This window comes from Pseudomonas delhiensis (assembly GCF_900187975.1).
GTDB classification, from domain to species: domain Bacteria; phylum Pseudomonadota; class Gammaproteobacteria; order Pseudomonadales; family Pseudomonadaceae; genus Pseudomonas; species Pseudomonas delhiensis.
Map to the genome: position 1 here is coordinate 166405 of NZ_FZPC01000007.1, position 22980 is coordinate 189384.

Annotated in this window: 11 protein-coding genes; all 11 read right to left on the minus strand. The window is 57.0% G+C overall.

The features are described 5' to 3' along the window. Positions 1-170 precede the first annotated feature (170 nt). The 11 genes from CHC02_RS08560 to CHC02_RS08615 all read right to left on the minus strand — a co-directional run bounded on the left by CHC02_RS08560 (position 171) and on the right by CHC02_RS08615 (position 22945). Positions 171-6347 (minus strand): DEAD/DEAH box helicase, encoded by a 6177-nt coding sequence (locus CHC02_RS08560; protein WP_244161001.1) that lies wholly within the window; start codon positions 6345-6347, stop codon positions 171-173. Positions 6348-6498: 151 nt separating this feature from the next. Continuing rightward, entirely contained in the window at positions 6499-9834 is a 3336-nt protein-coding gene (locus CHC02_RS08565; protein WP_089391059.1) for an STY4851/ECs_5259 family protein, read from the minus strand. Between the two features lie 51 nt (positions 9835-9885). Then, entirely contained in the window at positions 9886-10221 is a 336-nt protein-coding gene (locus tag CHC02_RS08570; RefSeq protein WP_176450312.1) for a hypothetical protein, read from the minus strand. Next, positions 10218-11186, minus strand: a complete 969-nt coding sequence (locus CHC02_RS08575; RefSeq protein WP_244161002.1) for a 5'-nucleotidase — start codon at positions 11184-11186, stop codon at positions 10218-10220. The genes CHC02_RS08570 and CHC02_RS08575 overlap by 4 nt, the downstream gene beginning before the upstream one ends. A 56-nt stretch (positions 11187-11242) precedes the next feature. After that, positions 11243-12181, minus strand: a complete 939-nt coding sequence (locus CHC02_RS08580; protein WP_089391061.1) for a hypothetical protein — start codon at positions 12179-12181, stop codon at positions 11243-11245. Further along, positions 12178-12945, minus strand: coding sequence for a hypothetical protein (locus tag CHC02_RS08585; RefSeq protein WP_089391062.1), 768 nt, complete (start codon positions 12943-12945; stop codon positions 12178-12180). Before CHC02_RS08585 ends, CHC02_RS08580 begins: the two co-directional genes overlap by 4 nt. 175 nt (positions 12946-13120) lie before the next feature. Continuing rightward, on the minus strand, positions 13121-14278 hold the full coding sequence (locus CHC02_RS08590) for a restriction endonuclease subunit S (protein ID WP_089391063.1): 1158 nt from the start codon (positions 14276-14278) through the stop codon (positions 13121-13123). Then, positions 14278-15861 (minus strand): type I restriction-modification system subunit M, encoded by a 1584-nt coding sequence (locus CHC02_RS08595; RefSeq protein ID WP_089391064.1) that lies wholly within the window; start codon positions 15859-15861, stop codon positions 14278-14280. The genes CHC02_RS08590 and CHC02_RS08595 overlap by 1 nt, the downstream gene beginning before the upstream one ends. A gap of 32 nt (positions 15862-15893) precedes the next feature. Continuing rightward, positions 15894-18023 carry a DNA recombination protein RmuC gene (locus CHC02_RS08600; RefSeq protein ID WP_244161003.1) on the minus strand — a complete coding sequence of 710 codons (2130 nt, stop codon included), beginning with the start codon at positions 18021-18023 and terminating at the stop codon, positions 15894-15896. A gap of 8 nt (positions 18024-18031) precedes the next feature. Next, the gene (locus CHC02_RS08610; protein WP_089391066.1) at positions 18032-21412 is read right to left on the minus strand and encodes a DEAD/DEAH box helicase family protein; all 3381 of its coding nucleotides are present in this window, start codon (positions 21410-21412) and stop codon (positions 18032-18034) included. A 51-nt stretch (positions 21413-21463) separates the two neighbouring features. After that, on the minus strand, positions 21464-22945 hold the full coding sequence (locus CHC02_RS08615; RefSeq protein ID WP_089391067.1) for a sigma-54 interaction domain-containing protein: 1482 nt from the start codon (positions 22943-22945) through the stop codon (positions 21464-21466). Positions 22946-22980: the final 35 nt, after the last annotated feature.

Genomic DNA, 22980 nt, shown 5'->3' on the forward strand with positions numbered 1-22980 from the left:
TGTCCAAGATATCGATTAGAGATGGCTCGACCGCCCAAGACACAGAGCTCTCTTCGTTCAGCAACCATCTGACCAGCTCCCACCAGACGAGGCTATTCAGGCGAACAAATCTAGGCAGCAAGCCTACTTCCTCACCGTAAACTAGCTGACATCCTAAAATAATATTCTTATCAGGCCTTTAGCTCCACCAGCACGTCCGTCGCCCACTTCTGCTCAGAGTTTTGTATCCGAGCCGTTTCAACCACTCTGGCCATGTGCATTAGCTGATCTTGGACAGCCAAGTTAAAGTCAAACCACATGTCGCTATGCGAACTGAAGCGAACCTGCCAATAGGCGACCCCCTGGTCGAACCTGACCTTCAGCGTCCTGCCGTCTTCAAATTCAAGCTCTAACCTACGGTGATGAGGGATATCGCGATTCGACAACTCCACAATCAGCTCAACTTGATGTCCAGCCATTGCCGACAGCCAATTGCGTGAAAAGAACTCGAAATCGTCCTGATTGGCCCAGTCGTCGAAGGCTTTACGACCTTGCAGCCGACCTGATTTGAATAGCGTCTTCACCTGCACAACCGCATCCGCAGAAATGCGGCTCTTCAGATCTTTCAGAACCGCACCCAGGATCGTAACTACCGCGGGGTTCTGAATGTAACGATCTGAGTAGGTCAGCCTGTTGATCTTCGCAGTCGCAATCACGTCAGCAACTTGCTGATCTCGAGCGCCAAGCAGCTCCCAGAAACGCTCACCGAATTGCAGCAGCGACCCATTGAGTTCCTCGTGGATTGATATGTCGACGATCGCTACCTTGCCGAAGGAGTCGCTCGCTGCACTGGAAAGGTCCATCGCCTGCCAGCCAAACTCCGGCTGACTCTTCGAGAGTACGACTAGCTCATCACTTTGATGCCAGCTACGGCCTGGAACAGTTGCCACGAGGCTGCGCGAGGCCAGCGTGACAACCTCGCCCTCTTTAAACACTTGGGCAACGAGATGCTCACCTAGCTCAGTAATAGCATTCCCGACGCTTACTCCAAGGTCCGACAGGCGCTGGATATCCTGCACAAGAAACTCATCAGTGATACCTGCCGGGACAAGCAGATCAACAGTCAGCTCATCGGCCAGAACATAGGTCTGAATCGCCTTACGGAACTGTGGAGCAAGAAGATCCCAATCTGCCACATCACCAGAGGTCACCAGAGTAATTCTCTCTGCACCCTCATTGATCAGCCGGCGCAGAACGCTCTCAATACTGCCAGGCGCATACTGGCCATCGGCAAAGGAAAGTTTATTCTCGGCGGTCAAACCCACGTGATGAATGAAGTCTGGGCCCAGCCAGTCGAGCGCTACCTTGCGATCCAGCTTGTCGTGGTCATGCCGTGTTTGGGAGTCCAACAGGCACTCACTACAGCCAGTTTCACAATGCTTGCAATCGAGCTTCTTCACCATCCCCCGCAGCAGCTCCTCGACATGCAGCGGCGCGCTAGTGGCAAAACCTGCGCCACCGCTGATTACATCGAAAAGCTGAAGGACGCGAATGGACTGTCCACTTGGCAGTTTGCTTGGCCGAGTTGCATAACCCAATTCGGAAGCCGATACGCCCAGTATCTCGGCCAGCGCAGCCCGCAAAGCCACTGCTAGCGTCATGGCAATTGCACTTCCCTGTGCTGAGTCTGCAATGAACTCCCCGCGCACGGGATGGTGCAAGGTGAGTTCAAACACATCAGTAATAGCTACAGCGCCGAGGCTCACACTAGGAAGAATGCTCCCGCTACCCTGGCAGGGAAGGCGCTTGTTGTTCTGATCTTTGTCCTCTTTGGTCGGGCGCGGCGGATAGTGCTCGCCAGACGGAGACAGGTCTCGCGGGAACCCGCTATCCGGCTGCATGGACTCAGCTCGGCCACAACTCATGCACAAGGCATAACCTGTTCCGTGCTCGCCCGAGCTGTGATGGAAGACCTTTCCATCCGCACCATAAGCCATTGCCCCAACCGCCGGGTTTGGCAATGGAGTCTTGTTGGCGTTGACGAAAACCCAGGCGGCTTCAACTGGGATGAATTTCTGATGCTGGATGTCATTGGAGGCCGACTCATAAGCATCGGTGACAAAACCAGAGGGCTGCAGGACCTTGCGAATGTTTTGGGGCTTGATCAGTGACTGACAGTCGACATTGCTGCAAGTCAGCTCATCGGTCTTTATCAACCCCTCCTCATAGTCCAGAGCGCCACAGACATCGCAACGCCACGCAATGTCCATTTTCTGCGCTTCTTTGCTATCAGCATTGAGGTTATGCCAGTACAGGGAAACGCCGGCAGACCTGAACACCCGGCCATCCAGAACGATTTCTGCACCAGGAGCGTACTCGCGAATGGCAATCGACAGATTGCGTGAAGGCAGCCCCTTGTAGCGGGATACGTTGTCCTCGCGATCATGCTTCAACTTTTTCCCTGCGTCCTGCTCGCGGATGTAATCCTCAATCGTGAAGTTATCGAAGTTCACCACGTCGGTAGGGAAGCCATAACCAGGCAGGAAGGTACGCGCAGCAAGATCCCGCAACAGGTACTCATTGCAGTGGCGAGCCTTTTCAATCTGGAGACGCTTCAGATAGGGGCTGTTGGCTTTCGCGTGCTTCTCCTCAGAAAGTAAGAAGCGATAGCTCTTCAGCCAACGACTCTGCAGCGGCTTGATCGAATCGATTGAACGACGGCGCAGCTGAGTCGGGTCCACACCGACCAGAGCTGTGCCTTTCACCAAGTCCTTGAGCGCTTCATCCAGATCGGAGACAACCTGTCCCAGCCGCTCAATGAATCGGTCACATTGTGAGAGACCGTGCTCATCGTCGTAGAACCACTGTGTATTCAGACTGGTTTTCTCAGTCTGAGTAGGCCCGACCACATTGCAGAGGAAGTCCGCCAACAGCAGTGAGTTGATGTGCCGTTGTACGAGTCGCTCGGAGTTCAATGCCACCACTGGCGCGGGGATCCTGGTCTCGAACGGCCAACTCGGATTGGCGAAAACCTGTTGATCATGCGGGTTGTTCTTGCAAAGCGTGTAGGTAATCGCCCTGGATTCCTTGCTTCGCCCCGCGCGACCGGCACGCTGCAGGTAGTTGGCCGGGTGCGGCGGTACATTGTTCATGACCACAGCAGAAATACCGCCAATATCTACGCCCATCTCCATGGTGGTGGAGCAGTTCAGAACGTTGAGCTGTCCCTTCTTGAACATCTCTTCATAGGAGCCGAGGCGTTCAGAAGACTGCTGGGCCGAGTGCTCCGCTGTTCGGTAATAGAAGCCCCCCTCCACTGCCCGATCATTGATATCCGTCCACAGGTTCCGTGCTCGCAGATCGCTTACAAGACGATCATTCGCCATCTGGTCTCTAACTCGCACAAGTCCCGGCGCATAATCGTCCTGAGAACGGTCAAACTCCCACAGGTCAGGTAGCTCAACCGGCGCTGCCTGATAGCTCTTGCGCTGCTCTTCAGTCAACTGAGAGAAATCCAGGTGAACGGGGAGGTAAGGCGTAAAGCCTTTGAAGGTGGTATCCAATAGCTTGTTGGTAACCGGGCAGACATAGGCTCGGTCAACCAACGAGAACAGCATGTGCTCTCTGGGTAGATAGTACCGGTTTTCGTCAGCCTTCAGCGCTGAGCCCGGTCTGGCCAACTGCAACCAGGCGGCTCTTAGCCAGGCATTGACCAGATCAACGTCGGCCGTGTTAGCCGGGTTCAAACCAGCACCAAGCAACAATAGTTTGATGAGGCGCTGGGAATGGTTGCCATTGCGGATCTGAGGCCAGCGCTTGACCCGGATCTCATCCGCTTCTTTCGACTCGGGATTACGCAGACTCTTGGCAGAAAAGCGGCTACCGATCCAGCTCAACCAGCCCTCTTCGACCTGAATATAGCTGTTCTCCCGAACATGAAAGTCCAGCGCCACCTTTAGGAAGTCACGCCAATCATCGAGCGTCAGACCTTTCTGCCCCCAGTACGCCGGCACTTCCTGGACCTTATCCATACCAACGTATCCGATCTTCACCAGCCCTTGGGTTTCAAGACTGTTCTGCCGTTTCGGGCGGCGCATAAACTCGCGGAATAGCAACATCTCCGCCAGCTTGTAGGGGCCATCATTGTCCCGGAAGACCTCGGGCTTCTGATATTTGTTGTAAAGCAGCATCGAGCCTTTCAGGTCAGCCTTCTGCTTGAGCTCATTGGCGAGCTCCGTCCAGGCTAGAGAAACTAGCGTCGGCCTAACTTTCGCTCCAGTTGCTGAAGCTAGCATGGCCGTAAACCGTGTAACTTTTTCCTCCGCAACCCTGACTTCCTCCCGAATACCAACGCTGCGGTATAGCTCCACCTCCTCTTTCGCCTTGGCGATTAATTGTTTCAAGACCGACGGATCAATGCTGCTGGAATCTACCTGAGAGGTGACCTGGCTCCGCTGGTGCCAGCTCAAAATCTCCACGACAAGTCCGCGCAACCTGCTGCGCTCCGCCTCCTGTTGCATACGTACAGCCATGCGCGCCGTGCCCTGACGGCTGTCCGTGAAGGTAATAAGCCGACGGCCTCTACCAGGCAGAGACTGCGGACCGTGTTCCGGCGTCTGATCTTCCTCTTGATAGTCTTGACAGTATTCAAGAACTGTCGGCACGGCATTGGCTACATAGAAGGGTCCGCCCAGCATTGCGCGGCGGAAAGGAGAATTCCCATGCAGTCCACTCGATCTACAGCTATTACGGCTGCACTTAGCATCAAGATCTCTAACCCCAAGCCGTACCCGTTCAGCTGAAACAGGTGCGAAGGAACCAGCGAACTTATCGACCTCAACGGGGATGTATGCGCTGCCGGCATTCTCGAACGAGCAAAGCACCAGCGGTGTCTTGGCTGAAAGTACCCCTGACCCACCAACCCCTGCATCCTCCTCAACAGGTGTTTCAGTCTGCAGGGAAAATTCATCGCCACCAGAGCTTTCCCACTGGATGAGCTTTCCATTCTTATCTCGCGCCAGCAGATGCGGCTCATTGCAGTCATTGCAGAACACCAACTCGAATACCGGACTGCCACAGCTGCAGATTTGCCTCTGATTGGCGTAGACATAACCAAAGGGCCAGTTTTGTTGCAGCGCCGTTCCCGACTTTGCTGAGCAGCACTTGTCAAAGCAGGCCCATAACCCGTGAGTAGTGCGTTGGAAGAAGTGCGCCCGCAGCTTCAGAAACGCCGGCTCACTGGCTGAAGGACGAGTGCCTGAACAGACATCCAACCAACGCAGTATTTCGTCTTGCGACAGCGACCATCCACCCTCCTGACGCATCTGGCTGACCATCTCGGTTAGCTTCAACGGCTTGGGGGTGGTCACCAGCAGATTTCTCAGTGCTCGGGCTTGCGGAGAATGCACCAGGGCCTCGTATCGATCCGGATGAACCTCTGGATCGTCCGCAATTACAGGCGGCATGGACTGGAGCGTATCCAGAGCAACCAGCGTTTGTTGACAGGGGGCAAGAGGAGGAATGACCCGGTTCCCCCCCCAGACATCAATCTGCGTAACCGGCACCCCCGACAGATCCGAGAGAAACTGCTTCAACTGTCCTGCAGCGTCCTCACCGGCAATAGTCGCAGAGGTCGCCACAAAGCGGACATCCTTAGGCGTAACGCCGAAGGCTGTCATTACCCGTCGCAGCTGCAATGCCAATTCAGCCGCCTGGGAACCCACGTAAGTGTGAGCCTCGTCCAGAACAATCCAGCGCAGCGATTTCTGCTCTCTGGAGACTCTTACGATGGGCGCATCGACCTGGCGCACCATTATGTATTCGAGCATGGTACCGTTGGTGACCAGAATGGGCGCCGGTTGCGTACGCATCAGCTCGCGCGACAGAATTTCGTTAGGCTTTTGGCTCTGCTCGCTGCGCACCTTCGCCTGCAACTCCGGTGTGTTGCCGTTGTACAGGCAATAGCGAATGCCGCTTCCAAAGCTCTGAGTCCAGGCATTCAAACGTTCGCGCTGCGAGTTGATCAGGGCGTTAAGTGGATACAGGAACAGCGCCCGAACCCCGATCAGCGGCTGACGACCTGCATCACGGTACTCGCGATAAAGATCCTCCAGCACCGGCACCATAAAGCATTCGGTCTTACCCGAGCCGGTACCACTGGTAACGACCACCGAATGCTTCTTCTCTAGCAATGAGCGCCAACTGGCCAACTGGTGGGTGAAGGGCTTCCAACTCGCGCCAAAGCGGTAACGCCCATTCGCCTTACCATCGAGCGAGGCCACGATCTCCTTGCTCAGCAAGTGCTCCTTGCTCGCCAGTTGCTCCATGGTGAACGCCGACTCTTCCCAGCCGAAGGTCTGCTCGAACAAGGGCGGCGCCAGGAACGCACCCTCTTTACCGCACTCTGCGCGCATCAGACATCCCAGGTGCTCACGCAAGCCCGGATCGGTAATGCTCAAGATACTCAAGGTGGACTCAGTGGTACGGGAAAGCGCCTGCTCGACTAGCCCAGAGAAATACTTATCCATTAACCGACTCTGCCTTCTGCATATCCATAACGCTGTTCAACAAGCAATATTGATAGATCGAGTTGAACCACTTCGAATCGAAATCGCGGACCTGGCGCAAGAAGAAAATCGCCTCGACGCCGTCCACAAACACATCCGTGAACCGAGCCTTGCCACAGGCGACCGCAGCGGCGAATACCGGTAGATAGAGCACCGCATTGCGGTAATCCATTTCCGACCTGAAGGCAATCACCGAGCCGCCTTGGCTGCTGTGCCAACGTACCAGCCGCTCGCCGCCGAACTCCGGCCACTTTGCCTCACTGCGCTCGCGAATCAACTCAAGGTACCAGCCATGCAGGACACTCTTGAAAGTCGCTAGCGGCACCTTGATCTCTGGGCCAACAGGCTTGCCTGAAAGGAAGCGCTGCACACTCTGCCCGTAGGCTGGATAGGTTTCCCCCAATCGCGAAAACATTCGTCCGATCAGAGCATCAATGGCTTCCTCAGCGACCCCTTTCACCTTAAGGAATGCAGCGAAGCGCTTGGCCGCAAGGTGGATTTCTGCAATGGGAAGAAACTCCCAGAAAATCGGAAACTCAGCCTCCAGCCGACCAAGGAATTTCGCTTCCATCTCAAACTTGAAAAGTGCCATCGCCAACGCGCGGGTGTGCCCTACCAGAGCCTTCCAGACCTCGAAGGTCGCCAGGGGCAGATAGCCGTACCCCTCATACAAGGCCCGCAAAAACTGCCAGCCGCTATGCATAGGGTTAACCGCCATGGCATCCAACACAGGCGTGAAAGAGCTAACAGGTGAAGCGTGATCGAAGGTCAACACTGCCTTTTGCAGACTCTGGATCCCATCGCTCGGCGCCAAAGACTGCCAGCCACCAGCGATAAACAGCGGCCGGAACGACACAGATGAGCCTGATTTGGGCAACACCAGCCAGGGACCATCCCTTTCAACAGCAATAGGTAACTCGAAGTCGCCGGTGGGCACACCTTCGCTGGTGCGGGAACTGAGCGCGATGGAGCTACGCATAGGATCATGCAATAGCATCAACACCGGTTCGGGAATGGCGTCGGCGCCATCGTGCAGATTGGCAGCACACAGCATCTGACGGTCGCGATCCAGTTGCATCTCCGTCGAATACCTACGGATGCGGTAACTGGCGTCCTGACCGTTACCGAACACCCGCAACTCGACGACCTGATCGATTCCCGACTGAAGCGAAAGCAGGTCAACAATCTGTTCACGGATATTGAACAGACTGATCTCCAGCGGCTTTTCGGCCGCCGTGTAGGTCCAGCTGTAACAAGCATTCCTGGCCGCACTACCCCTGAGGGTCAGCTCAAGGCTAAAGCGGGTTGGTGCGCCAGCCCGGCCAAACAGATACAAACGCGCCCCCAACAGGTCGTCGACGCTGAGATCACGCTTCAGCTGTTTGCCTGTGCCATCAAAGGCCAGAGAACCCGAGTTGGGAAACGGCAGGTCAATCTCCACTGGGTCAGCCATCAAGCTGGGGGTAACTGAAAGGCGGACCCTGACTAGAGGAAAGCCCTTTGCCAAGAGCCTAAGCTCGGTGTGACCCTCATGCTTTACCTGCTGTACCTGCAGACTGTCGTCAACAATCTGAAGCAGGCAGCGCTGCCGGGAATGCACCAGAATGCTCCCCTGCCCCGGTTTCTCACCACTGCGCAGCTCAACACGGAAATCCGTCGGCAGGATGCCCACCCGGCGGCGTAGCAAGGCATCGCCGCTGCGGTTGCGCACCGACACATATTGGGTACCCAGTACATCCTGCAACAAGCCGCTTCCCGGCTGTTTGCCGGCAACGTACAAGTCACCGCCCTGCTGTTGCAGTTCCCCGGCAACGGTCGGCCACTGCACACGAGGCAGACCGATAAAGGTCAGCGCGGGCTTGGTCGGCCAGTCGATCTGGGTACCAGCCAGTTCCAGCCCCAAGCCCAGACCAGCCGCATGTCCCGTGCGTATCCGGTAGAGTTCATCACTCTCAACCTGGAACTGCGCCTTGCCCTGAACCTTTACCGTATGCAGCGAAAAAGCCGATGCCATATCGCTGAAGATGGCTTCCTCGCCCTCTGCAGCCATGTTCAACTTGCCACCGTCTGGCAGCACCAGCAGCAGCTCTTCACCCGCCGTATTGAATGAAGCCTGACCGCACAGCTGCCAGCGATCATTCACTGGCTCGAAACCCAACGGTACTTCGCCAAGGGCCACTGCACTGCCCTCTATCGGCTGGGTGGCGATCAGCATGCCGCCTGCCATAGCCACCAGACTCAGTTGAGCACTGCAATCCTGCCGCTTTCCAATCACCTCACGGACGCGCAGCCGGATATGGGCGACACCATTGTCGACCAGCGCATAGCCGGGTCCAAGCGCAGCAATCACCTGTCCATCTTCGACAATGGCCAGCTCAAAACGGGTGGTAGATGGCTGCGTCGTCAGACGAAGCACTACCTCCTCCGGCATCGAGACCTGAACCTTGAGCACATCAGGCTGGGCCTCATGCCAGAAGTATCGGCAAGACCATCCAGCAGCATCCCGGCGTCGCTTTTTACCCTCGATGGTCGCAGTCTTTAAAAGACCATTGAGGAGTTCGCTGCCAGTCTCGTTATCCAGAGGCAGAGGGAACAATTCACGCCACTTGGGGTTCAGCGCATCCAGGCGGGCAACAGGCTCATCCACCTGGGGCAACCCATAATTCCGTACCAGAGCCACAAGCTCATCGACCATGCGCGCAATCAGTTCCACGGACGTACGCGAGGCAAACACTTGAGGAAGGCTTGCCTTTTCCAGTTGCTGCTCCACCTGCTGGAGAGTGTTGAGCCCCAGCAGGTGCCACTGGTCGTACTGCCTTAGCAAACGGTCAAACAGTGACTGGAAGCGACTGCCTCCCTCGCGCAATACCTGAAAGGGCAAGCCCCCCTCACCAAACAGCGACCCCAGAAAGTCCCGATGACCCGCTTCGTAGAAATGAAGGGGACGTTTCCAATACCCCTCCAACCCTTTTGGAATGGCCTTGCTCAGCTCACCCGGCGACAGATTGAATCCCAAAGCTTTCCAGATCGGGTCCCAGGTCCAGGCATACTCGCTGCGGTACTCACGGCGATACCACTCCGAACCAAAAAGCACCAAACAGGCACAGGCTGCGGGGTCCTTTAACGCGGCATCAAAGCCCCCCAACTCACGGAGCAAATGCTGCAGCTCTCCGTACTCTTCGAGACTGCAGTGGTACGCATAGAGTCCGCGCTGATCAGGCGCTGAAAGCCCACGACGCTGGAGAAAGCGACCCAGCCAGGACGAGTACTTGATTACGGAGTACGACATGAAAACCCTCCCTGATGGAATTACCCTTCCCAATCTCCATGAACACACACCTTAGGTCAGCGGAACCCAATCCCCCTCTCCGCAACCGGTGCGGATAGAGCTGATCATCTGCTCGACCGCCGCGCGCTCAACGTACTGTGGATTCCCACCCCGGTAGCGATCTTGAAAATAGCCCTGCCCACTGCAGGTCAGTCTGTAGCCTTCGGGCACTCGCTCGATTCGCCCTGCATCCAGATGAGTCTGAAAGTTTTTCAGGAACCGCTTCAATGGAAACGACTTGCCTTTATCCATTTCCGTGGCCTCAAGAATGGCTGCCATGTATGTCCACAGCCGGCGTCCTGAAGGGGTTTTCGCCAGTTTGTAGAGCTGAGTAGTGTGATCAATCATGAATGCTTCCACTCCACTGCATCGCTAATAGCTAAGCCAGACTTGGTTAGATATGGCACTTTGCCAGATGGTACTAAATTGGCTGCGGCCTCCAAGTGCACATCTTGGTCATCGAAAAAGATGTGCGGAGTGAAGGCGCTGAGCACTTTTGCTTTGCCGACGCCACCCAGGAAAAAGGCCTCATCGACGCAGACGCCCCAGGCGCGCAGGGTATTGATGACTCGCATTTCAGAGGGCGAATTGCGGGCGGTGACAATGGCAATCCTGATCGGAGAATCCTTGCCGCCAGTGGGCAGGCGCTCCTGCAGACGGGCCAGCTTTATCAGCAGGCTGGCATAAGGGCCCTCTTCCATCGGTGTATGCTGCAGCGCATCTTCCTGGGCCTTGAAGGCGTCCAGCCCCTGGGTTTTGTAAACCAGTTCACTGGCGTCGGAGAACAGCACCGCGTCACCGTCGAAGGCGATGCGCACCTGGCCCTCGGGGATTTGCGGGGCGTTGGCCGGTGGAGCCTTGAGGATAGCAGCGGCACATTGCCGGGAGTCGATGACCTTTTGTGCATCCTCCACATTGGTGGTCAGGAACAGGTCGACGTCGAAGGCATCCATGTAGTCGGCCACCGACTCGCCGCCAGTAAAGGCCGAGCGGGTAATCGCCAACAGGTCACGGCGAATAGTCTTGAGCACGCGGATGCCAGTGTCCGGGCTATTGCGCGACATCACCACCACCTCGACCAGTGGGGAGGTCTCGCCACCTTTCATATGCTGGTTGAGATCGAGCAACGCCTTAACCAGGTGATAACCGGTGCCCGGTGCCAGCGGCTCGTCCTCACGCTCCTGCATATATCGGCGGTAGTTGTCGATCACGCTTTCCGGATCGTCCTCCAAAGCAGCCTTGAACATCTGATCGGACTCGCTCATGTCGTACAGAGCCGTCGCGGAAATGCCCACCACCAGGGTTTTGCTCAAATCCAACGCCATCGCAAACGCTTCCCTTTATCCTCTGTATCGTCAGAACGGCTATTTCATGCCGCCAGAAAACGAATCTCCGAGACCTCTTCATTGAGCAACTCGGCCGCTTCTGGATGACTCGCGGCGTACTCCAACAAGCCAAGCTGATAGTCGATGGCAGGGGCAGCTTGCTTGCGGAACTCTAGGAAAGACACGACGTTATCGCCTGCGTCCTGGGTCAATTGCTCGACCCACTCCTGATTGGCAGCAATGGCCTCGACAACCACCGTACTGATCTGCAGCCAGTCCTCCTGCAGCTCTCGCAGGGTATCGATGGCGTACTTCTCACCCGCAGTGCGCTGCTGTACGTATGCTTGCAGGAAGCCGACGTACATCATGCGTTGCTGCAGGCTCTGCAGCACATCAAGGGACTCAACGAAGCCTTCTCTCGTGACTTCGGTTGTCGCTCGGCTCAACGTCAGCTTGGTGATCTCGTATTGCTCGTGCAGATTACCAACCTGACTCTTGAGCCCCTGAATATCGCCCTGCTCGGCAAATTGGCGAACAGTCTTGAGCGCGGCACGGAAGCGCGCGTTGTCACGCAACTCCTCCCGCGCCTTGGCATCACTGGCCATCTCAATCAACACGTCGAGCTTTTCCGACTGTTGCTGCAACTGCTCGGAAATGCCATTGAGCTTCTTGCAAACGATGGCAAAGCCGGCAACCGAAACCGCCAGATTGAGCCCGGACAACGCCAGGTTCGCGTATTGCAGGTTTTGCAGCACACCCAGGGACTCCTGGGCGTCACTAAGTGCCTGCTGAAGCTTGGCAAGCTGCTCTGAGGCCTGGACTGCATCACCCGGGAACTGAAGATGGCCAACGATTTGCCCGCCCTTAGGGTTACCTGCGGAATACCTGACAACGCCACCCCAAACGGTATAAAGCCCAGATCGGATACCCTCAAGGATCTCCGGCGCAGAGCTAAGCGCTCTTACAAGAATTTCAGCGCTCATAAACACGCCCTCAAACGGTTATCAAAATCCTCGTGATCCGCAGCGACAACGCCAGCACGGATTCGCGCGATGTGAACGACAATCGTGGTCAGCCCTTCCAGCTCTGGTCTTTTCTTGTTGTTGAATGCCCAAACACCTGCGCTGACAGCACCAACCGCCGTCAGCGGCAGCGCCGCCAACATGCCCGCCGCCGCCACTGAACCGACCGCAGCCACCGAACCCAGCGCACCACTCAGCAGGCCGCCGCCGGCAGTGCCCATACCCAGCTTGCCTAATGGCCCCAGTACAGCTGAGAAGGATTTATTAAGGCGTGCCCGGCCCAACCACGAACCACTGCCCGCCTGGCTTTCCGCTTTTGCTGACTCAGCCTGCTCGGCCAGTTTCTCAACCAGCTTTGCCAGTACCTTCTCCTCGATAGCCGAGGTGCTATCTGTCTTGCTGAATTCAGCCTTCAGCTCACTAGCGACATCCCGCACTACCTCGTCGTAACTGACCGGTTCACCTCGACGCAACAAGCTGGCCAGACTGACACTGCCCAGCGCACGGATCTCGAAAGCGATTTCGTCGACCACCTTGTACAGTTCGCCGGCCTCGAAGCACTGAGCAAGTCGCTGCCGCGCCGAATCATCGCCAAGCAGGCGGTCATGGGCCTTATCCAGCAGAATCTCGCCAATGGCGACCAGCTCACCCGGCGTCGCCAACTGCAGCAGCTCCTCCAGCCCGATATGCCTTCTGATCAGTGGCCGTTTTTCGCTATTGCTCATACATCAATTCCTTACATGCATGATCTAAATGGTTGTCGCTCACTCGTGACTCAGCCTGCTTCCAGCAGAGCCAAGAGGCCGGTCAGGGCTTCGTCGATAGGAATGACGGTGGTGGCGCGGTAGCCGCGAAAATGGCTGAGTTTGACGGACTTAAGGCGCATGGGGATTTCCTTATCTATAGCTGACCAGAAAAGGCCTTTTGAGAAAGCGAACTGAATAACTCAACATCCCCTTCAGCGAGCGATTGCTTGACAGCACCAATGCGCTTGACAACAGCCAGATATTTATCTTGAAGCGCAACAGGCGGGACAAATGGCACAAACTCAGAGAGCACTGACTTATTAATTGTTGCTATACCCGTAGTTTGCTTCCCAACCTTCAAGAAATACCTCTTCCCCCTCGGAGAAGAAATAATCGCGCTAAGAAAAGCGGGGCGCACACGCTCTTTATCATTGACCCTAACCGAGAAAATGTGATTCTGGTGTAAGCACCCTTCAACCTCACCACACCACACATGACCACGTCCCAACTTATCTGGATCACCGCCTTCCGTCAGAAGAATATCGCCCTCCAGAAGCAAGCATTTCTCGGCATCCCTCTTGGAAACGGTAATCCGCTGCACATCAGCCAGATCAAGATAACCATCTTGAACATTGGCAACCCGCATATAAGGACGCGTCACGCTTTCTTCTGGCTTAACTGCCTTTCCTTTGGTTACGCCAGAGCGGATATCAGAAATTTCATTAAGCACATATTCATCCCACCCCTTCGGATTGGTCACCGGGTCACCGAACATCTCCAGAAACACGGCGCGGAGGAAGTTGTCGGCGAGCTGGATGGCTTGCTGGCGTTTGCGGCGGATGGCGTCGGCCTTGTCGAGGATGGCGGCGATGCGCTTTTGTTCGGGCAGGGGTGGGAGGGGGATAGGGATCAGACTTGCATCCCCTTTAGTCAACTTAGCCCTAGTCGCGCCTTTGATGAATGGAGTTACGTCATACCGCTGCAATACGCGATAGAGAAACCTTAGATCAAGCGAAGCCTTCGGCCTTATAACGTGCGCGTGATTATTTACCCAGTACCGCCCATCCGCTATATACGCGATGTCTCGATCTGGATTTCCAAAATTACCACCGTCCTCGGCCAGCAACAGCAAAGGTTCGTCAAAGATGAAACCATCTATAGTCCCCTGAATACCGTTGGCGCCGTAGTAAGGATAAGGGCCTGCGACTCTGTCAGAAGCCGTAACTGGTCGACGCATGTTATCTAGAAACGTAACAGCTTCACCCAACGGAACCACATCCCAGCGCTCGGGAAAGATATCTGCCCGGAGCATCACAGCATCCCCTCCAGCTCATCCAGATCCGCCAGAACCTCCTGCTCCAGCCCCTTTAGCCGTTGCAGAATCACTTTCGGGTCTTCGAACTGTTCCTGCTGGTACTCCACTTCCTTGTAGCGGTTAATGGAGAGGTCGTATTTGTTGTCGGCGATATCCTCGGCCGGCACGACAAAGGCCTTTTTGCGCTTGTCGCCGAACAGGGTATTGATGGTGCTGGCACTGAGATTGCCCTCGACCATCTGCCGGTATTTATGCCACTGGGCGATGGCATCGGGCAGGTCGTTGCTACCCTCGCCTTTCAGCTCGGTGCGCTTGTCGTCAAGCGAGTAACCGTCGGCCTGCAGGTCATAGAACCACACGCGCTCGGTAGTGCCGCCCTTGGTGAAAATCAGGATGGCAGTGCTGACGCCGGCGTAGGGTTTGAACACACCACTGGGCAGGCTAACGATGCCTTCCAACTGGTTGTTGTCGAGCAGCTCCTGACGCAGTTGCTGGTGAGCCTTGGAGGAGCCGAACAGCACACCGTCCGGCACGATCACGGCGGCGCGGCCACCGAGCTTAAGCGAGCGGAGGATATGGGCGACGAACAGCAGCTCGGTCTTCTTGGTTTTCACCAGGCCAAGCACGTCGGGGTTGGTATTGGTTTCGTCCAGGCTGCCTTTGAACGGCGGGTTGGCCAGCACCACGTCGAAGAAGTCCTGCTCTTGACGCGGGTAGTGCTCCTTGATGGATTTGCTCAGGGAGTCCTGGTAGCGGATGTGCGCGCCGTTCACGCCGTGCAGCATCATGTTCATGCTGGAGACGCGCAGCATGGTGGTGTCGAAGTCGAAGCCCCAGAACATCTGGGTATTGATGTGCTGGCGGTAGGGCTCCAGCAGGTCGCCGGTGAAATGCTGATTGCCGTCTTCATCGGTGAAGATGCCGGCCTCACTGGAATGCACGCAGTTGAGGTATTCCATGGTGCGGGCGAGAAAGCCCGCTGTGCCGCAAGCCGGGTCACAAATTACGTCCGTAGGCTGCGGTGCAATCAGCTCGATCATCGCATCGATGATGTGGCGCGGTGTGCGGAACTGGCCGTTGATGCCGGCGGTGGTGAGCTTGCTCAGCAGGTATTCGTAGATATCGCCCTTCACGTCGCTCTGGGTCAGCGGCAAGTCGTTGACCATTTCCACGGCAGAGGCCAGCACCGACTCGTTCTTGATCTCCAGGTCGGCGTCCTGCATGTATTCGCTGATGTGGCCGAGCCCTTCACGCTCGCCGCCTTCGCCTTCAGCACTACCGAGCTTGGCGAAGAAGGGGTAGACGTTTTGCTTGAGGTGCTTGTGCAGCTCCTTGCCGCTCATGTTGCGGAAGTTCTTCCAGCGCAGCAGTTGGCCTTCCGGTGTGTTGGGGAACAGGCGGTCGAAGGCCTTGCCGGTGCGGTTGGCTTTGCGCTCAGCCACGTCTTCCTGCATGTCGAGCATACGGGCAAACATCAGGTAGCTGATCTGCTCGATCACGGTCAGCGGGTTGGTGATGCCGCCAGTCCAGAATTTTTCCCAGAGCTTGTCGATATCGTTGCGGATTTTGCCGGTGAGCATTCGGGGTACTTCTCTCGTTCAAAAAAGGGTTGTCAGGCCTGCGGTAGCAGCTCGCCTTCGTGACGATTCTGGATCAGTTGCGGCAGATCGTCGGCTGGCTCCGGCGCTTCCTCGAGCGCCTCTACGATCAGCGCGAGCCGCTCGCTCTCGAAGTCCATGTGGGTGGGCTCCAGCGCTGGCAGGGTCTTGCTGACCTTGGCCGAGAGCTTGTTGAAGCGCTCCACCTTTCCGTAGAGGCCTTGCTTGCCAGCCAGCGCCTTGACGGTGTCGTTGTAGTGGTTGCTGACGGTGTTGAGAGTGCCGCCCAGCTTGCTGAGGCGCTCGGCCACGGTGCAGACCTGGTTGTAGATCTCGCCCGCCTTCTCGCTGATTTCCCGCGCTTCGGCGTTGCTGCGCTCGATCATCCAGAGGTTGGAGACAGTGCGTAGGATGGGAATCAGGGTGGTGTGCGAGACCAGCACAATACCTTTCTTGTAGCCGTACTCGAAGAGGTCCTTATTGTGCTTCATGGCCTCGATATAGGCCGGCTCGATAGGCATGAACATCAGCACAAAACTGGGGCTGCGCATACCGACGAGGTTGGTGTAGTCCTTGGAGGCAAGGTCGTCGATGTGCTTACGCACGGCTTTGACGTGCTCGGCCATCGCCAGTTGGCACTCTTCCGTCGACTCGGCGGCCACGGCGCGGTCGTATGCAACCAGCGAAACCTTGCTGTCGATGATGATGTGTTTGCCGTCGGGCAGCTTGATCAGGTAGTCGGTCTGCCTGGAACGGCCTTCGGCATCCTTGAAGGCGCTCTGCACTTCATAGTGCGCCTCTTCGATCAAGCCACTCATTTCCAATGTGCGACGCAGCTGCGCCTCACCCCAGGCACCGCGCTGCTGGGAGTCACCCTTGAGGGCCGAGGTCAGATTGTTGGCCTCTTTGCTCATCTGCAGGCCGATTTCCAGCACCTTCCTGATTTCGGCATTTAGGCTGGTGTTGCCTTGCAGCGAGGCGTCGTGAACTTCGTTGATGCGCTTCTGGAAGCCTTCGATCTGCTCGCGGAAAGGCTTGAGCATCCCATCGATACTGGTCTGGCTGGTCTGGGTGAAGGTCTTGCCCTTCTCCTCGAAAATCTTGTTGGCCAGGTTCTCAAATTCCTGGGTCAGCGACTTGCGGGTGTCGGCCAACTGCGCCATCTGTTCCTGGAAATGCTCCTCGCGCTTCTGCAAGGTGGTCTTGAGTTCGGTGTGCTCGGACGAAAGTGTGCTCAGGCGCTCCTGCAACTCGTTGAACGATCGCACCTGCTGAGAAAGCGCTTCCTTGGTTTCAAGAAGTTGGTTTCGCACATCGCGCTCGGCAGTTTCCAGGGCCTTGGCCCGTTTGCCTTCATCCGCCAGTCCGTCTTTCAGACGGTCACGATCCGTGTGTAGCTGTTCATTTGTGGCTTGAGCCTGAGCCAGGCGCTCTCGTAGCTCGGCCACTTGCTTCTCGCTCTTGTCCAGAGCGGTCCCCAGCTCTGCATGCTCATTGCTCGTCGACTGATAACGCGCCTGCAAAGCGTCGAATGCCTGTGCATGCTCGACCAGCTTTTGCTTGATCTCGTTGAGCTGTTCGCGAGCTTCACGCTCGGCGGTTTCCGCCACCTTCGCGCGAGTTTCCTCAGTCGCCAAGGCATCCTTGAGGGAGTCACGCTCCTCTTGCAACGCAGCATTTGTCGTTGTCGAGGTGTCGAGGCGCTGGCACAATTCGGTCACCTGATCCTGGAGCCCCCGGGCGCCAACTTGTACAGCCTCCAGACGCTTGGCGGCCTCGTGATGTTGCCGGGTAGCTTCGTCCAGTTTCACCTGCAAGTCTGATCCGACCGCTTTACGCTCATGCAGCTCCGTAGAAAAACGTGCCGCGGTATCGGCCGATGCTTGCAACTGCGCCTTCAGCTTGCCCTCTTCGATCTGCAACTCATGGCTGCGTGCTTCTGCTGCCTTGAGCTGAATCTGCAGAGATTGCTGCTGAGTCTCAGTCGACGCCCTGGCCTGCTCTGCTTGCTCAAGCTGCATGCTGAGCTGGCTGAGCAGCCTCCCCTGGCGCAGGGCGGCGATCACATAGCCGATAACCGCTGCGGCGATAGCAAGCACCCCGCAGATCACGATGATTTCTGTCGTCCATTGGCTAGCTTGCATGATCACTCCTAGTGACTGCTTGGCGGGACATCCCCGCGCAGGAAGGGCTTGAGCACGGCAACCAACTCGCCGACATCCTCGGGGGCGAAGACGCCGTCGATACCCTCGTGGGAAATACTGTCGAACGGCGGCTCATAGAGTTTCTCCACGACAATGCTGCCGTGTTGCGCGATGTAGTTCTTCAGCAGATTCATGAAGCGAACCTGCTGGGCGGTGAGGCTGGGGTGGGCGTGGAGGAAGCTCTTGAAATGCTCCTCGATGGCTTGCGCATCCAGGCCAATGATCTCGCGCACGGTAAGGTGCAGCTGATCCGCGGTACGGCCGTAGAACTCGTTGAGCACTTCCAGGCTGACGCCCGGATGGCTGGTGAGGATGGTCGAGGTGAGCGTCTTCAGTTCTGGCTCGGCAATCGGCTCGCCCTTGTGGATTTTCTGCAGGGTTGGATTGGCGGCCAGCATGCCGTCAAGAATGTCCTTGAGGCGGCGGCGGTAGATCATCGCCTCGTTGGCGCCGGCGATATACACCACACGCTCTTCGCCCTGGACGTTGCCATCCGTGGTTCGTGTGGTGTCTATGCCATAGCCAGGCCCGGTGTCGGTCTGCCGGTACTTCATGATGCCGCGCAGTTCCTGGCGGGAATGTTCCAGCTTGCCAATGCTGGGTTGTTGCCAGAACTCGGCGCTGCGTACCTCAGCGATCATGGCATCCTTCTGGCGAACGGCCTGGATGTTAACGGCGAGCTTGTCCACTTCGGCCAGCAGAGTGATCTTGCCATCCTCAAAGCAACTGGCCTGCTCGACCAGGCAGCGTTGAATGCCTGCGATCAGCTTGTCCAGCGCGGTGGCATGTTTGTCGCGCAGCACCCGGGCAGACATCAGCGGGGCGATACTGTCCGTCAGCAGGTGCTGGGTTTTGGCATCGAACTGTTTCAGCAGCGCGGTTTGCTGCAACTGATGCACGACACGCAACTCGCGTTTCACGGCCACGCTGGTGTCCGGCAGGTCATTGATGTCCGCCCGCAGTAGCTCGATGGCGGTATCGAAGGCGGCTGCATGGTTATGCTTGAGCGCCGCCTGGGCCAGCTCCACGCGTGCCTCGAAGGTGGTTTGCAGGAGGGATTTGCCGCCAGTGTCCTCCGGCTCCTGATACTCCTGCTCGAAGTAGTCGAAGTTGCCGTAGTGGTCGAAGATCAGGAATTCACTCTTGTCCTTGCCTAGGCCGAACAGGTTGGGGCGCAGGCGCGTGCCACGGCCGATCATCTGCCAGAACTTGACCCAGGATTTGACCGGCTTGGCGAATACCAGGTTGACCACTTCGGGCACATCGATGCCGGTGTCGAGCATGTCCACCGAGATGGCGATGCGGAAGTCGTTATCCGGCTTCTTGAACTCCTTGATCAGGGTGTCCACGTGCGGAATGGCATTGTGGATAACCTTGCAGACCTTGGTGCCATATTGCGGATAGAGCTTGCAGAAGAGCTTTTCCAGATGCTCGGCGTGGTCCTGGCGCTGGGCAAAGATAATGGTCTTGCCAACCAGCGATCCGGTTTCGTCCTTGATGCCGTTGTTGATCAGGTTCTCCAGGATGATGCGGTCGGTGTCTTCACTGAAGATCTTGCGGCCGATGTCCTTGCCAGCGATGGTGGTGCGCTTGGCCTCCTCTTCACCGAGATCTTCTTCGAGTTGGCGCTTCTGCTCATCGCTCAGGTCGTTGTAGTGGATGCCATCGCGCAGAAAATCGGTGGTGAGGTCGCGTACGCGGAACGGCACCAGGTAGGGCGGTTCGTTGTTGATGGCGGCATCCAGCCCGAACTCGAAGGTGGGGTCGGTGGTTTCACAGTCGAACATGTCGAAGGTGTTGCGGCTGATGAACTTCACCGGGGTGGCGGTCAGGCCTACCTGCAACGCATCGAAATAGTCGAACAGGTCGCGGTACTTGTTGTAGATGCTGCGGTGGCTTTCATCGGCAATGATCAGGTCGAAGAAGCCCACGTCGAGCTGGGCGAAGCGGTTCATCATGCCCGGGTAGGTGGCGTTATAGATGCGCGCGGTCCGGTCGACCTTGTTGGTTTCGCCAATCACGCAGCGCGGCTCGCTGGGCAGGTTCTGCTTGAAGGCATCATCGGCCTGTACGCGCAGCTCCTTGCGATCACACAGGAACAATACGCGCTTGGCCCAACTGGTGCGCAGAAGCAGCTCGGCCAGGGCGATGGCCACGCGGGTTTTACCGGTGCCTGTGGCCTGGATGATCAGGGCCTTGCGGCGCTGCTTTTGGAAGTGCGCGGCGACAGTCTTGATCGCTTCGATCTGGTAGGGGCGATCAGCAATGCTCAGCTCGGGGTTGTACTTTTCAACCTCGGCAATGCGGTACTGGCGCTGGTAGATCAGGTATTCGAGGCTGTCCTTGCTGTAGAGGCCGTAGACGGGGCGGTAGGTGTTGTATTGCTGGTCGTCCCAGATGAAGGTTTCGTAGCCGTTGCTGTAGAAGATCACCGGGCGTTGCATGTCCATGCGTTCGAAGCCGTCGGCGTACATGCGGGCCTGTTCACGACCGGCCTGCAGGCTGACATTGCCGGATTTCTTGGCCTCGATCACGGCCAGCGGCTGGCCGTTGTCACCCCATAGCACGTAATCCGCACGCCCCTTGCCGGAGGCGTTATCCGGGAAGTCGACCTCCACCTCCTGACCGACCTGAGCGGGGTTGCTGACATCCCAGCCGGCCTGCAGAAGCATGGCGTCGATCAGCAGGGTACGAGTCTTTGCCTCGTTCCATTGCAGGCTGTCAGCGACCATCTGGCTCTGCTGCTGACGCTTCTGCTGGTCAGGCTTGGCCGGCGGCTCCAGCTTGTCGAGATTGCGGGTGCGCTCCTGCTCCAGCTTGTCCATGACACGTTGAAGTTCTTCCTGCTGCTGATTGAGCTCCTTCTCGTAGCTGGAAACCGTCTTCTGCAGGCTGGCCAGCTCTGCAGTCGGATCCTGCACCTCGGCAAAGGGCGGAATATCAGCCTGCGCAGTGCCGTAGTACTTGATGGCCATGTACATGGCCAGTTGGTGAGCAGTCTTCAGCGCCAACTGTGCGTTGCGCAGATCACCTTCGGCACCGTGGGCAGTGTCGTTGCCCTGAATACGCAGAAAGTTGATCTGATGAACCAGAGGCTTGCTGACGCAATCGACAAACACCGGGTTTTTCACCAGATCGTAGAAGGTCGACTGCGGCATGCGCGGCAGCAGCTCTTCCTTGTAGATGGCTTTGGTCAGCTCTTCGGCAAAGCTGCGCAGACGAGTCAGCGCGCTGCCCGGGTCGATAAACAATACGGCTTCGGCCAGGCCCGCGAGGTTTGCCAGCAACTCGTTGCCGGAACGGAGGAATTCGAAGTTGGCTGATTTCATATAGGCGATTCTGTCCATGCCAGTCCTAACAGCGAGGACCATGCCAAGTTTTTATTCGATGCCGTATTTGTCCATCCAATTGCTCAGCGTTTGCTGGCTTTTAAGGCCCAGCAGGCTGGCGGCGCGAGTCTTGTTGTGCCCGGTGAGAGTGAGTGCCTTGCGCAGGTAATGCCCTGCGACCTCAGCAACAACCTCTTGCAGATCAATACCTTGCGAAACATCGCGCGCCATGATGTCGGCTTGCTCCTGCGGAAGTTGGAAAAGCGCCTGCTCAATATCCGCCGCACCGATAGCACTGCCCTGGCACCACAGCGCAGATCGAAGCAATGTGGACTGAAGCTCCCGGACATTGCCACGCCAGGGGTGCCTTAAAATAAGCTTTTTTGCTTCAGCGGAAATTTTCTTACCAACCAGTGAGGAATCTTGCTCAGCGAGGTTTTCCAGCAACGTATCTGCCAGCAGGAGCAGATCCCCTTCACGTTCCCGCAGAGGCGGTAGATGAAGAACTCCGACAGCTATCCGATAGAACAAGTCTTCGCGGAAACGCCCCTGAGCCACCTCCTGCATCAGATTTCGGTGGGTAGCCGTAATCAGCCGCACGTCGACCTTTAACTCCTGGCTGCCTCCAACCGGCGTGAGCGTGCCTCCCTGGAGGACTCGCAATAGGCGAACCTGCACGTCCGGCTTCAGCTCACCAAATTCATCCAGAAACAGCGTGCCGCCATGCGCTTGCTGGAACACCCCATCTCGATTCTCCACCGCACCGGTGAAAGCACCTTTTCTATGGCCAAATAGAGTGGAGTCGATGAGTTCAGGCGCAATCGCCCCGCAGTTGACCGCAATGAAGGGGCCAGCAGAACGTGGACCGGCGTTGTGGATAGCCCTGGCAAATAGCTCTTTGCCAGTACCGGTTTCACCGTAGATCAGCACCGGTACTTGTTTCTGTGCCAGGACCTGCGCTTGAGCCTTAAGCGTCAACATACGCTCGCTCTGTGTGACAATGCTGTCGAAGGCTGCGTTGACGGGAACGTCCTGCCCTGCCAGCTCCAGTAGCTTGTCGCTGGTGATGCCATTGGCGGCGGGCACGTACTCGGCGGCTATCTCGAATGGTACCTCAACCTGCTGTACGCCCTGCTCGAGGGAGGATTGGTAGAAAGTGGCCGGATAGCGAGTCTTGCCGAGAAGAATCCACACGGCCTGCATAGCAGGCGTGCCTGGGCTGAGCAGAATCGAAAGATCGACACGGGAAGCGGACAAGTGCTCCAGATGCTTGTTGGCGGCCTGGTAGATTTCTCCGAAGTGGACTGGGGAGCTCAGAGATTCGTAATGAGCCTCGACCGGTATATCGACACGCTCGCGCAACCATGCCAGATAGGGCTCAACCCGCTCGACAGGGTAAGAACAAAGCAGCTCGACACGATCAAAGGACGCAGCCCGCAGGGTCGACAAAATCGGCCCGACCTCGCTGTCGTTAACAGCTTTGAGATCGTTCCCGCCCACCCAGCAAGTCAATGCGCGCTGCCTCTTCAACACTGTCCCTGTACTCCCCACTCATGCCCCTGGCCGGT

Bases quoted from the DNA above. Each gene is read 5' to 3' on its own strand.
- CHC02_RS08565 (WP_089391059.1), bottom strand. From the start codon at position 9,834: ATGTCGTACTCCGTAATCAAGTACTCGTCCTGGCTGGGTCGCTTTCTC.
- CHC02_RS08570 (WP_176450312.1), bottom strand. From the start codon at position 10,221: ATGATTGATCACACTACTCAGCTCTACAAACTGGCGAAAACCCCTTCA.
- CHC02_RS08580 (WP_089391061.1), bottom strand. From the start codon at position 12,181: ATGAGCGCTGAAATTCTTGTAAGAGCGCTTAGCTCTGCGCCGGAGATC.
- CHC02_RS08585 (WP_089391062.1), bottom strand. From the start codon at position 12,945: ATGAGCAATAGCGAAAAACGGCCACTGATCAGAAGGCATATCGGGCTG.
- CHC02_RS08590 (WP_089391063.1), bottom strand. From the start codon at position 14,278: ATGCTCCGGGCAGATATCTTTCCCGAGCGCTGGGATGTGGTTCCGTTG.
- CHC02_RS08595 (WP_089391064.1), bottom strand. From the start codon at position 15,861: ATGCTCACCGGCAAAATCCGCAACGATATCGACAAGCTCTGGGAAAAA.
- CHC02_RS08600 (WP_244161003.1), bottom strand. From the start codon at position 18,023: ATGCAAGCTAGCCAATGGACGACAGAAATCATCGTGATCTGCGGGGTG.
- CHC02_RS08610 (WP_089391066.1), bottom strand. From the start codon at position 21,412: ATGAAATCAGCCAACTTCGAATTCCTCCGTTCCGGCAACGAGTTGCTG.